The 12,411-nt window shown below is 70.2% G+C and carries 12 protein-coding genes; 6 read left to right on the plus strand and 6 right to left on the minus strand.

Annotation, left to right across the window (positions count from 1 at the left end):
• Positions 1-3: 3 nt before the first annotated feature.
• The 3 genes from B079_RS0113125 to B079_RS31940 form a co-directional block, all read right to left on the minus strand.
• A complete protein-coding gene (locus tag B079_RS0113125) occupies positions 4-981 on the minus strand; it encodes an ABC transporter substrate-binding protein (RefSeq protein ID WP_018546268.1) in 978 nt (325 codons plus the stop codon).
• Positions 978-1,916: an ABC transporter ATP-binding protein gene (locus B079_RS0113130; RefSeq protein ID WP_026248646.1), complete on the minus strand. Its 939-nt coding sequence runs from the start codon at positions 1,914-1,916 to the stop codon at positions 978-980. The genes B079_RS0113125 and B079_RS0113130 overlap by 4 nt, the downstream gene beginning before the upstream one ends.
• A 64-nt stretch (positions 1,917-1,980) precedes the next feature.
• A complete protein-coding gene (locus B079_RS31940; protein WP_018546270.1) occupies positions 1,981-2,571 on the minus strand; it encodes an MSMEG_1061 family FMN-dependent PPOX-type flavoprotein in 591 nt (196 codons plus the stop codon).
• A gap of 128 nt (positions 2,572-2,699) precedes the next feature.
• Here B079_RS31940 and B079_RS31945 point away from each other — a divergent pair, with 128 nt between their 5' ends.
• Positions 2,700-3,491, plus strand: coding sequence for a winged helix DNA-binding domain-containing protein (locus tag B079_RS31945; RefSeq protein ID WP_158684977.1), 792 nt, complete (start codon positions 2,700-2,702; stop codon positions 3,489-3,491).
• On the opposite strand, the gene B079_RS0113145 is transcribed toward B079_RS31945, so the two are convergent.
• Positions 3,445-3,849, minus strand: coding sequence for a winged helix-turn-helix transcriptional regulator (locus B079_RS0113145; protein ID WP_018546272.1), 405 nt, complete (start codon positions 3,847-3,849; stop codon positions 3,445-3,447). The two genes, B079_RS31945 and B079_RS0113145, sit on opposite strands and share 47 nt — an antisense overlap.
• 107 nt (positions 3,850-3,956) lie before the next feature.
• Here B079_RS0113145 and B079_RS0113150 point away from each other — a divergent pair, with 107 nt between their 5' ends.
• Positions 3,957-4,601, plus strand: a complete 645-nt coding sequence (locus tag B079_RS0113150) for an NAD(P)-dependent oxidoreductase (protein WP_018546273.1) — start codon at positions 3,957-3,959, stop codon at positions 4,599-4,601.
• 8 nt (positions 4,602-4,609) lie between these two features.
• Here the strand turns inward: B079_RS0113150 and B079_RS0113155 are convergent, their stop codons facing one another.
• Positions 4,610-4,993, minus strand: coding sequence for a hypothetical protein (locus B079_RS0113155; RefSeq protein ID WP_018546274.1), 384 nt, complete (start codon positions 4,991-4,993; stop codon positions 4,610-4,612).
• 92 nt (positions 4,994-5,085) lie between these two features.
• Here B079_RS0113155 and sigJ point away from each other — a divergent pair, with 92 nt between their 5' ends.
• Positions 5,086-5,985 carry an RNA polymerase sigma factor SigJ gene (gene sigJ / locus B079_RS0113160; protein ID WP_018546275.1) on the plus strand — a complete coding sequence of 300 codons (900 nt, stop codon included), beginning with the start codon at positions 5,086-5,088 and terminating at the stop codon, positions 5,983-5,985.
• A 38-nt stretch (positions 5,986-6,023) separates the two neighbouring features.
• Here sigJ and B079_RS0113165 read toward each other — a convergent pair whose 3' ends face one another.
• Positions 6,024-6,812 (minus strand): SAM-dependent methyltransferase, encoded by a 789-nt coding sequence (locus B079_RS0113165; RefSeq protein ID WP_018546276.1) that lies wholly within the window; start codon positions 6,810-6,812, stop codon positions 6,024-6,026.
• 433 nt (positions 6,813-7,245) lie between these two features.
• Here B079_RS0113165 and B079_RS31950 point away from each other — a divergent pair, with 433 nt between their 5' ends.
• From B079_RS31950 to B079_RS0113180, 3 genes are all read left to right on the plus strand, one after another.
• Complete coding sequence (locus B079_RS31950) at positions 7,246-9,726, plus strand: transglycosylase domain-containing protein (protein WP_018546277.1); 2,481 nt, start codon at positions 7,246-7,248, stop codon at positions 9,724-9,726.
• A gap of 72 nt (positions 9,727-9,798) precedes the next feature.
• Positions 9,799-11,067, plus strand: coding sequence for a hypothetical protein (locus B079_RS0113175; protein ID WP_018546278.1), 1,269 nt, complete (start codon positions 9,799-9,801; stop codon positions 11,065-11,067).
• A gap of 196 nt (positions 11,068-11,263) precedes the next feature.
• Complete coding sequence (locus tag B079_RS0113180) at positions 11,264-12,379, plus strand: amidase domain-containing protein (RefSeq protein WP_018546279.1); 1,116 nt, start codon at positions 11,264-11,266, stop codon at positions 12,377-12,379.
• Positions 12,380-12,411: the final 32 nt, after the last annotated feature.

Consider the following 12,411-nt stretch of genomic DNA (forward strand, 5'->3'; position numbering starts at 1 on the left):
GTGCTACTTCGTCAGGGCGGCGACGACGGCGTCGACGTACGCCTGCATGGACCGCGGGCCGCCGAACATCCAGATGCCGTCGGGCAGCTGGTGCACATCGCCCTTCTTCACGAAGGGCAGCGACTTCCAGGCGGCGTTCTTGGCGAGGTCCTTCTTGAACGGGTCGGTCCCCTCGCTCTCGTTGCCGATGTAGGCGAAGTGGGCGTCGCCGACGGCGGACAGGCCCTCGACGTCGGTGGAGGCGAGGCCGTAGGCGGGGTCGCCCTTGAGCTTCCAGGCGTTCTTCAGGCCGAGGCGTTCGTTGACGGTGCCGATGAGCGAACCGCTGGTGTAGGGGCGGATGGAGACCTGGTGGGAGGCGACGTAGCCGTCCGCGAAGGCGATGGGGTCACCGGCGTGCCCGGCGGCGGCGAGCTTCTTCTTGCCCTCGGCGAGCTTGGCGTCGAACGCCTTGTTCACCTCGGTGGCCTTGGCGGTGGTGCCGGTGGCGCGCGCGATCAGGTCCAGGTTGGTCTTCATCTGCCCGATCTGGTCGGCCGCCTTCGCCGAGCGGACCTCCAGCACCGGGGCTATCTTGCGCAGTTGCTTGACGGCGGCGGCCGGCAGGTCGGTGGTGGCCACGATCAGGTCGGGCGAGAGCGAGGCGATGGTGTCCATGCTGGGCTCGCCCCGGGTGCCGATGTCCTTGGGCGCGTTCTTCAGGGGGGCGGCGGTGTCCCACGTCCCGTAGCCCTTGACGTCGGCGACGCCGACGGGGTCGACGCCGAGCGAGACGAGGCTCTCCACGACGTTCCACTCGGTGCCGACGACCTTCTTGGCGGGGCCGTCGAGCTTGACCTCGGCACCGGTGGCGTCGGTCAGGGTGATGCTCTTGGCGGCGGTCTTGCCGGAGTCCTTGGCGGCGGGTTCGGTGGTGCCGCAGCCGGTCAGGGCGACGGCGGTCGCGGACAGGGCGGCGAGGGCGATGAGGTGGCGTCTCATGAGGTGGTGCTGAGCCTTCCGGTGCGTGCGTGGTGGCGGCCGACGGCGCGGGTGCGCAGGCGGCCGGTCAGGGGGTCGGGGTCGACATCGATACGGATGCCGTAGATCTCGGTCAGGCGCTCGGACGTGAGGACGTCCTCGGGGCGGCCGTCGGCGACGACGCGGCCCGCGCTGAGCAGGGTGACGCGGTCGGCGACGGCGGCGGCCTGGTCCAGGTCGTGCAGGACGGCGCCGACGGCGATGCCGTGGTCGTCCGCCAGGTCCCGCATCAGGTCGAGCAGTTCGACCTGGTAGCGCAGGTCGAGATAGGTGGTGGGTTCGTCGAGGAGAAGGACGCCGGTGTCCTGGGCGAGGCAGCTCGCGAGCCAGACGCGCTGGAGCTGGCCGCCGGAGAGGTGCTCGGCGCCCCGGTCCGCGAGCCCTTCGAGGTCGGTGAGGGCGAGCGCGCGGCGTACGGCGTCGGCGCCCTGCGGGTCGGCCCGGGACCAGCGGCCCCGGTGCGGGTAGCGGCCGAACTCGACGATGTCCCGCACGGTCAGCCCGCTCGGGGTGGGACGGCCCTGGGTCAGCAGGGCCACGCGGCGGGCGAAGTCACGGGCGGTCAGGGCGAGGCCGTCCAGTGGCTGCCGATCCTGACCGACGCCGATTCCTTCGCCGCCGCCTTCGCCACTGTCGACACTGTCGCCGCCGTCGCCACCCTCGCCGCCGAGCGTGAGCGTGGCGGAGCGGGGGCGCTGGAGGCGGGCCAGGGTGCGCAGCAGCGTCGACTTGCCGCTGCCGTTGGGGCCGACCAGGACCGTGACCTCGCCGGGGCGCAGCGTGATTGCCGCGCCGTGCACCACGTCCGTGCCGCCGTAGGCCACGGTCACGTCGTGCGCGGCCAGTTCATGGCCACGCATACGGGGGGCCTCGGGTTTCTCTTCACCGGAACTCACGAAGGAAGGTTAGCCTATCCTTACTCGTGCTGGTCAGCCCCGGTGCGGCACCGCTCCCCCGGCCTCAGCGTGCGGGCCAGGTGTCCGGGTTCCACAGGCCCGAGCGGCGCAGCGACTGCGGGCAGTGCAGATAGATCTCGTCGATGTCGAGCACGAGCGCGAGCAGCGGGCGTCGTCCGTCGCGGGTCATCGCGTCGAAGAACGGCGCGTCGGTCAGGATGCGGGCGCGTCCGTTGACGCGGAGCACGTCCGTGCCGCCGGGGACGAGGTAGAGCAGTCCGGCGTGCGGGTTCTCCAGGATGTTGTGGAAGCTGTCGGCCCGCCGGTTGCCGAGCCGGTCGGGGAGGGCGAGGGTCGAAGGCCCGAGGATGTGCGTGAAGCCCGGTCCGTCCCCGCGCGGTGAGACGTCACAGTTGCCCCGGCTGTCGGAGGTGGAGAGCAGACAGAAGGGTGAGCGGGCGAGGATGTCCCGGTCCTGGTCGTCGAGTTGGCTGTGCACCTTGTCGATGACGAGCGGGAACGGCTCACCGAGCAGGGTCCGCAGCTCTTCTTTGGAGCGCAGCTCCACATACCCGTCGGTGTCGGCGGGGCGGGGCGCGGTCGTGTCGATGGTCTGGGACAAGCGGACTCCCGGGATCGGTGCGGTGAGCTGCATGTTATCCGACATTAGGTTTGGCTTACCTAAGTTGAAACCGGCCCGAAGGATGCGCGGGGGCCGGTGGGATGACGCGGCCTGTGATGGGATGACCGCGAAGACCGTTCCACCGTGGCGCACGGAAGGAAGTGGGGCAAGGCGATGGCCGCGAGGTGGTGCGGGCCACCCTGCTCCGGGCCACGCTCCAGGTGATGACGGCAGGGCAACGCCCGTACGCGCTCGGCGAGCTGGGCGAGGCCCTGCTGAAGTCGTTCCCCGACCGCGACGCCGCCGCGCTCGCCTACATCGCGCTGCGCTGCGAACTGCCCGTGGTGCAGCGACCGCCGGGCGGCACCTGGGGGTCGGGGTCGAGCGCCGTCTATGTGACGGCGGACGCGTGGCTGGGCGGACCCTGTCACGACGCGGACGAACCGGCGGAGTTGGTGCGTCGCTACCTCGCGGCGTTCGGTCCGGCCACCGCCAAGGACCTCCAGGTGTGGTCCGGACTCACGGGCATGGCCGCGGTTCTCAAGCGGCTGCGCGGCGAGTTGGCGGTCCTGCGGGACGAGAACGGCACGGAGCTGTTCGACCTGCCCGGCGCCTCCGTCCCCGACGGGGACACCCCCGCCCCGGTACGGCTGCTCCCCGAGTACGACAACCTGCTGCTCTCCCACCACGACCGCACCCGCGTCATCCCGGACGCGTACCGCCCCCGCGTCTTCCGTCCCGGCGGCCGTGTTCTGCCGACGGTGCTGCTCGACGGCTTCGTGGCCGGAGTGTGGAAGACGGAGCGGCAGCGTGCGACGACCCGTCTGACGGTGACCTTGTTCGAGGACGCGTCCCGGCAGGACAAGGAGGCGGTGGCCGAGGAGGCCGCACGGCTGCTGGAGTTCATCACCGGGGAGCCGGGCCGTCCGGTGGAGCTGGTGACCGCGAGCTGATCCTCAACCCCTCCCGCGCGTCCAGCAGTTCGTCCAGATGAGCCTCCGCCCACTCCCGCGCCGCGTCCAGCAGGGGCAGCAGGCTCCGCCCGAGCGGGGTCAGGGCGTACCGCACGTCCCGGGCGGGTTCGACATGGACGGTACGGACCACGAATCCGTCCCGCTCCAGCGCCCGCAGCGACCGCGTGAGCACCTTGGCCGTGATGTCCCGCAGCGGCACCCGGAGTTCGGAGAAGCGCCGGGGCCCGCCCTCCAGACACCTGACGATCATCCCGGCCCACTTGTCCCCCACCCGGAACGGCATCAGCCCGGAGGGACAGAGCGGGTCGAACATCTCCGGGTCCAGGGGGTCGGTCACGGGGCCACGGTAGCGCCGGACGAGGTGTCCCGGAGGTAACCAGGGGGCCGACTACCGTGCCGGGGCACCCCGCAGAGCGCGGTGGGCGAGGACGCGAGGAGTCGGACATGAGCGGGGTCATCGTCTTCGGGGCGGGTGGACGGATCGGCCGAGCGGCCGTGGACGAGGCGTTGCGCAGGGGGTACGACGTCACGGCGGTCGTCCGAAACCCGGACCGGCATGGGGACTTGAGGGTGGCGGGGGCGCGGCTGCGCGGGGGCGATGTCACCGACCCGGGCTCGGTGGCGCACCTCGCCGCCGGTCACGACGCCGCGATCCATGCCGCGTACGACGCCGGTTCCCCTCCTGACGTCTTCTTCCCGGCCGCCGCCCGCGCCCTCGTCAAGGGCCTGGCACAAGCGGGAGTGGGCCGCCTGGTCGCCGTCGGCCTGTCAGCCCTGCTCGAAACCCCGGACGGCACAAGGCTGTTGGACACCCCGGTCTTCCCCGCGCACCACCGCTCCTTCGCCCTCGCCCACGCCGCCGGAGCGGCCGTACTCCACGACACGTCCGCCGCCCCGCCGGACTGGCTGATCGTCAGCCCGGCGGGCGACTTCGCCCCCGACAGCCCCCGCTCCGGCGGCTACCGCCTCTCCCTCGCCGACCCGACCACCTCCCTCACACCCGAGGACTTCGCCCTCGCCCTCCTCGACGAGATCGACACCCCGAGCCGTCACCGCGTACAGATCGGCGTGGCCCCGCAAGGGAACTAGCGAGGGAACTAGCGCCGGACCAGTGCCACCAGGCTCAGCCCGAACATCAGGACGCCCAGCGGGAGATGGACCGACGGGACGTGGGCGATGCCGAGGACGACCTGGATCGAGGCGAGGGCGAGGAAGCCGGACGCCTGCCAGACGGGGCGGAGGGAGCCGCCGCCCGGCTTCCAGGCGAGGACCGCCGCGAGGACGTAGAGCATGGCGGCGGCGTACATCACGCGGGCGCCGACGCTGTGCAGGGTCTCGCCGTAGGACGTGGTGAGCAGCAGGCCGGCGGAGATCGCCTGGAGGAAGATGGTCAGGGTCTGCAGGGCGATCGCGGTGCGCAGGAACGAGGTGGTGCGCTGTGTGGTGCGCTGTGCGGTGGGTGTCGTCGTGTCGGTGGCCATGGCACGGTCCCCCTCGGGCAGTGGATCGATAAGGTCTCACCGGTCCGACGACACGGGCCCGCGAAAGGTAAGGCGAGGGGGCTGCCACCAGCATGGGGCGTATCGGGGGACATGAGGACGGGACGGTCGGCGAGCGGCGTCAACTGATCAATGTCGCCTACCGGTTGCTCGGTTCGGTGAGCGAGGCCGAGGACGCCGTGCAGGACGCCTACGCCCGCTGGTACGGGCTGCCGCCGGGCCGCCAGGAGGAGATCCTGTCCCCCGGCGCGTGGCTGACGACGGTGACCGGCCGCATCTGTCTGGACCTGCTCGGCTCCGCGCGGGCCCGTCGTGAGCGCTATGTCGGCGCGTGGCTGCCCGAGCCGGTGCCGGACCGCGCCGAGTGGGCCGGGACGGGCGCCGCCGACCCGGCCGACCAGATCGTCCTGGACGAGTCGGTGGCCATGGCCTTCCTCGTCGTCCTGGAGTCGATGACGCCCGCCGAGCGGGTGGCGTTCGTCCTGCACGACGTCTTCCGCTATCCCTTCGCCGAGATAGCGGGCGTGCTCGGCCGCACCCCCGCCGCCTGCAAGCAGCTCGCCGCCTCCGCACGGCGGAGGGTGGGCGCGACACACGCTCCGGCGCCGTCGAGCGACCGGGCCGAGGTGGTCCGGCGGGTCAAAGAGGCATGGGAGGCGAAGGACATCACGGCCCTCGTCGGCCTGCTCGACCCCGGCGCCGTGATGACGGCCGACGGCGGCGGCCTGGCCGGTGCCGTCCTGCACCCGGTGGAGGGGGCCGCGCGCATCGCCCGGTACATGGTCGCCATCGCCGACAGGGCTCCGGGACTCGAACTCCTGGAACGGTCGGTCAACGGGATGCCGGGCCTGGTGGCCCGCCGGTCCGGCGCCGTCCTGACCGTGGCCTCCTTCGACATCGCCGAAGGAGGCGTCAGCCGGATCTGGGTGGTCCGCAATCCGGAGAAGCTGCGCCCCTGGACGCGGGAGGACTAGCCGGCCGCCACCACATGGTGCCGGAGCCCACCGTCGCCTCACGGCACCTGTGCCACCCCCACATAGATTCCGCTCCCCTCCTCCTCCGGGGCCGCAGCCCCCCGGTGCCACTCCGGCGCCGTCACCAGCCCCGGCTCCACCAGGTCCAGGCCGTCGAAGAAGCGCAGCACCTCGGCCCGGCTGCGGAAGGTGAGCCGGATGCCGCCCTTGGCGTACTCGTCCGTCACCTGGGCGGAGAGGTCCGGGTAGATGTCGGAGGAGGCGTGGGAGAGGACGAGGTGGCTGCCGGAGGGGAGGGCGGCGAGGAGGTCGCCCACCAGGGCGTAGGGCTTCTGGTCGTCGCCGAGGAAGTGCAGCAGGGCGATCAGGGAGAGGGCGACCGGACGGTCGAAGTCGAGAGTGCGCCGGGCGCGGTCGATGATCGCGTCGGTGTCGCGGACGTCGGCCTGGACGTAGTCGGTGGCGCCCTCGGGACGGCCGGTGAGCAGCGCCTCCGCGTGCCGGAGCACGAGGGGGTCGTTGTCGGTGTAGACGATTCGGGCGCCCGGGACGACGCGCTGCACGATCTGATGGAGGTTCGGCTCGGTGGGAATACCGCTGCCGATGTCCAGGAACTGGTCGACACCCTGTCCGGCGAGCCAGGCGACCGCACGGTGCATGAACGCGCGGTTCTGCCGGGCGCCGTCACGCGCTTCGGGCGGCAGCGTCTTTCCGACGGCTTCGTCCACCGGGTAGTTGTCCTTGCCACCCAGCAGCCAGTCGTACACGCGCGCCGGATGAGCCACGCCGGTGTCGATCTGCCGAGGGTCGGGGGTGCCGGTCGTCATGGCGGACTCCGTCGCGCGAAATTGGCCGGATGAATGCTGACGATCATCGAGTGTCGCACATCACCGGGCAAGCCCTGTACGGGAGTTGAGCATTCCGGATGTGACGGGGCGGTCGTCCGCGAGCGGGGGCGAACGCCGCCTTCCAGCGCTCTCGCGCAAAAGCCGGGGACAGATCGTTCACCCCTCACACATTCGCGGGTCATGCCCCTGCCAATTACATCCCGACCGTTTCGATCACATACCCGGCGCTGTTCGACGCGTAACAGACCCTGACCCCCTGGGCTCGAAAGTATGAGCTGATAATTTGTGAAGCTCGCGAGCAGATGTAGGACCAGGGGGAAAGAAAAAGGGCACCGGTGTCACCGTTACGGTCACCGTGTCCGCCCATGCGTCTGCCCACGCGAGCACCACCGAGCGGGGAGGAGACTCTGTCGTGACCGAGGCAGGGCAGGGGGCGGACGCCAGGGACGGCGGCCGGCGCGGACACGGACGGCGCGCGGCGTCGAAGCGGTCGTGGGGACGCAAGGGGCGGGACGCTGACCACGTCACCCCGGCGGACCAGGACGACACGCCGGTGTCCGGCGATGCCTCGGACGGTACGGACCCGGACGGCACGTATACGAACGGCACAGGTGGTGACGGCACCGCCAAGAGCGTGGCGGCCGGGAGCGGCTTCGAGCCCGAGGCCACCATGCAGCTGCGGGTCGCCTCGATCCGCCCGGACGAGACCATGCAGCTCAAGATCGTCGCGCCGCCGTCCGACGAAACGATGCAGCTGGCCCTCCCGCCCGTACCGAAAGACCGCGAAGGCCCCGAAGACCGCAAGACCGAGGCCGCCGCCGAGCCCGGCCGCCGTACCAAGAAGCCGACCGGCCGCCTCGCCGTCGTCACGGTCCCGGTCCTCGCCGCCCTCGCCCCCGCCGGACGCGCCCTGGCCCCCGTCGGCCGCGTCCTCGCCCCCTACGCCGAGAAGGCGGCCCCGTACGCCCGCAGGCTGCGCCCCGTCTACCCGCGCCCCGGCCGCGAGGACTGGCGGCGCTGGATACCCTCCTGGCGCCAGTGGCTCGCCGCCCTCCTCGGCACCGTCGGCCTCACCGGCCTCTTCCTCACCGTGGCCTACGCGACCACCGACATCCCGACCAACCTCAACTCGTACGCCACCCAGCAGGACAACGTCTACTTCTGGTCCGACGGCACCCCGATGGCCCGTACCGGCTGGGTGCGCCGCCAGGCGATGCCGCTGAAGGACATCCCCGAGGGCGTGCGCTGGGCGGTCCTCGCGGCGGAGAACGAGAGCTTCTACTCCGACCCCGGCATCTCGGTCAAGGGCATCAGCCGCGCCGTGTGGCGCACGGTCGGCCAGGGCGACACCGAGGGCGGCTCCACCATCACGCAGCAGTATGTGAAGAACGTCTACCTCACCCAGAACCAGACGGTCAGCCGCAAGATCACCGAGGCCATGATCGCGCTCAAGCTCGACAACCGGATGAGCAAGGACAAGATCCTCGAGGGCTATCTCAACACCAGCTGGTTCGGACGCGGCACCTACGGCATCCAGCGCGCCTCGCAGGCGTACTACGGCAAGGACGTCAGCAAGCTCAACCCGAGCGAGGCCGCGATGCTCGCCTCGCTGCTCAAGGGCGCGGGCCTGTACGACCCCACGCTGAGCAAGGCCAACCACCACCGGGCCGTGGAGCGCTGGAGCTGGATCCTCGACCGCATGGTCAAGATCGGCAAGCTCTCCCCCGCCGAGCGCGCCAAGTACACCGAGTTCCCCGAGCCGCTGAAGACCGCGCAGGTCTACGACACCGGTAAGCAGAGCGACTATCTGGTGGAGCTGGCCTCGCAGTACGCGAAGAAGTCCGCCCACCTCTCGGACCGGCAGTTCGACCTGGGCGGCTACCAGATCTACACCACCTTCGACCGCGAACGGGAGAGCAAGCTCACGGCCGCCGTCACCAAGGCCCGCGAGGAGGCGGTGAAGAAGGACCCCAAGGGCGCCAAGTCCGCGCACTACGGGGCCGCTTCGGTGGCCACCGACGGCCGGATCGTCGCCGTCTACGGCGGCCCCGACCACCGCAAGCAGGGCTACAACGAGTCCAACGCGACGACGGTGCCCGCCGGTTCGGCCTTCACCCCGTTCGTCTACGCGGCGGGCCTGGAGCACGGCGTGATGAAGACCCGCGAGGGCACCCGCACCCCGGTCGGCCCGGACTCGGTCTACAACGGCGACGACGGCGTGCCCGTCACCACGCCCGAGGGCCCGTACTGGGACCGCAGCGGGCGCAAGGTCGCCGCGCACAACGACGGCAACAAGTCCTACGGGCCGCTCAGCCTGCGCCAGGCGCTGGCCAAGTCGGTGGACACCCCGTTCATGCAGCTCGGCATGGACACCGGGCTGCGCCAGGTGACCTCGACCGCCGAGCGGTCCGGGCTGCTCGCCTCCAGCATCGGCCCCCAGGTGCCCGCGCTCTCGCTCGGCAACTCCACGCCCAGCGCCATCCGCATGGCCAGCGGGTACGCCACGTTCGCCGGGAACGGCGTGCACACCGAGCCGTACTCGGTGCGCCGCATCACCCGCAACGGCGCGGCGGTCGCGCTGACCGCCCCCGACCGGCGCCGGGCGGTACGGCCCGAGGTCGCCCAGCAGGTCGACGAGGCGCTCGCGGACAACTTCCGTGCCGCGCACCCCACGACGGCCGCCACCGCTCCGGCCGCGGGCAAGGACGGCACCACCGACAAGGACACCGCCCTGTGGTACACGGGCAGCCTGAAGTCGGTGTCCACGGCCGTCGTCGTCTACCGCATCGACCTGTCCGAGAGCCTGGAGCCGCTGCCGCTCGAAGGCGTGGCCGGTACCACCGCCGACAGCGTGCCGTTCGGCATCTGGTCGAGCGCCATGGGCACCGGCTGATCCCGAGGGCCGTCACCGGCCGCTTTCTCCCCCCGACTTGTCACCCGCACCCGCACCGGAGATTGAGTCCGTATGAAGTCGAGCTCAGGCCGCCGCCGCAAGGAACGCACCACCCCGCAACGCGCCGTGGGCCCCGGCGCCCTCGCCGTGGCCCTGCTGCTGGTGCTCGGCTCCACGGTCGGCGGGTATCTGCTGCTGACCCACGAGGACGGCACCGCCTCGGCCGTCTCCCCGGCCAAGCAGCCGGGCACGGCCAAGGAGCCGGAGTGGGACGGGAAGACGAAGGTGCTGGGGGACGGCTCCACGTCCTACACCGGCCCGCAGAAGGGGGAGTTGAAGCCGGTCCGGCTCAAACCCGGTGAGAAGCCGCCCCAGTTCGTCGTCTTCTCCTGGGACGGCGCGCTGGAGGGCAGCGACCATCTCTTCTCCCACTACCGGGAGCTGGCCAAGCAGTACAACGCCCATATGACGTTCTTCCTCACCGGCATCTATCTGCTGCCGAAGACGAAGAAGGACCTCTACCACCCGCCGCAGCACGGGGTGGGCGCCGCCGCCATCGACTACGCGACCGACGAGCACATACGCGAGACGCTGGAGCAGCTGCGCAAGGCGTACGAGGACGGCAACGAGATCGGCACGCACTTCAACGGGCACTTCTGCGGCGCCAAGGGCGGTGGCGACTGGAGCGTCAAGGAGTGGCGCAGCGAGATCGACCAGTTCTACTCCTTCGTGGAGAACTGGAAGACCAACACGGGCTACAAGGACATCCCGCCGCTGCCCTTCGACTTCAAGAAGGAGGTCACCGGTGGCCGCGCGCCCTGCCTGGAGGGCCAGGCGAACCTGCTGAAGGCCATCAAGCCGCTCGGCTGGCGCTACGACGCCAGCTCCGCAGGTGACTTCCAGATCTGGCCGACGAAGAAGAACGGCATCTGGGACTTCCCGCTGCAGATGCTGCCGTACGAGTCGGGCAAGTTCCAGGGCCTGTCGATGGACTTCAACTTCCTCTACAACCAGTCCAAGGGCGAGACCCAGGGCGACCCCGCCCAGTTCCCCAAGTGGGAGCAGCAGACGGTGGATTCGTACATGGCGGGCTTCAACCGCGTGTACTACGGCAGCCGTGCGCCGCTGTTCATCGGCAACCACTTCGAGGACTGGAACGGCGGCATCTACATGAAGTCGATCGACCAGGTCATCAAGAACGTCTGCACCAAGAAGGGCGTGAAGTGCGTGTCCTTCAAGGAGCTGGCGGACTGGATGGACGTGCAGACGCCCGAGACGCTGGCCGGGCTGCGCAGCCTGGACCCGGCGCAGTCGCCGGACTGGTCCGCGGTCGTCAAGTGACGTTTGAAACGGTCTGGTTCCACTTGTACACACCGTCTTCACACACGTCACATCCTTCATGCGAAGATGCGTTCGCCCGGTCTCTGTAACCGGAGTCCCGGTCTGTGTACCGGAGTAGAGGGGATCATCATTGAAGTCGAGAAAACTGAGCCGTAAGCGCAGTCGTGCCGCCATAGTGTCGGCCGCAGCTGCTTCGGTGGTCGCGGGCGTCGCGCTCGTGCCCAACTGGAGTGCGGGAGCGGCGGTCACCAACGACCCGACCGTGGACGCGGCCACCAAGGCGACCTTCCAGAAGCTGGCGGACGCGGTCTTCACCGACCGCACCCAGGCTCTGGTCGGTGGCACCACGCAGAGCGCACCGCAGCAGCGCACACACCGGTTCTCCGGCGACGTGCGGCTGTCGGGCACGCAGACGCGGCAGCAGAAGTCCGCACTGACCGAACTGCGCGGACGCAAGGACCGCCTGGCGAAGCTGGGCGAGCGGTACAGCGCGGGCAGCACCACGGTGAAGCTGGACGCCACACAGGTCAAGGGCCGCCGTGCCACGGTGGACGTCACCGAGACGACCTCCCTGACCTACAAGAAGGTCCGGGCCGACCAGCCCAGGACCACAGGGTTCCAGGCGCACCACGAGCTGACGTTCAAGGCGGACGGCAACGGTGACTGGCAGCTGACCGACGTCAAGGACACCGACGACGGTCTCGCGGTCAACCAGGTCGCCCAGCCGGAGGTCGCCAAGCCGGCCACCGCCGCCGACGACGACAACCCGCCGGAGGCGCCCAAGGCGGCCACCACGCGGCCCGCTCCGGCGAACCCGAAGAACATGACGGCGTCGGGCTATGACTACCAGGCCATGGTCACGTACGCCACGAAGTACTGGAGCACCTACAACACCGAGTACCCCGACTTCAACGGGGCCGGGGCCGGTGGCGACTGCACCAACTTCGTCAGCCAGTCCCTGAAGGCGGGCGGCTGGAAGCACGTCCCCGGGTACACGAACGACTTCCACAAGTGGTTCGGTACCAAGGACATCCAGTCGGACTCCTTCGTCGGTGTGAACGAGTTCTCCTGGTTCGCCCTGTCGTCCAAGCGCGTCACCCCGCTGGCCAATGTGTTCCAGGCCGACATCGGTGACGTGATCCAGATGGACTTCAACAAGGACGGGTCCAAGGACCACACGATGATCGTCACCAAGCGGGACGCCCAGGGCGTGCCGTACGTGACGTACCACTCCACCAACACCTACAACAGGTCGGTGGCGTCCCTCGTCGCGTCGTACCCGACGGCGGCGTTCTACGCCTACCGCACCTGATCGTCCGGTGTACTGGCCGGGAGCGGCGTCCT

The organism is Streptomyces sp. LaPpAH-108 (assembly GCF_000373625.1).
Taxonomy (GTDB): domain Bacteria; phylum Actinomycetota; class Actinomycetes; order Streptomycetales; family Streptomycetaceae; genus Streptomyces.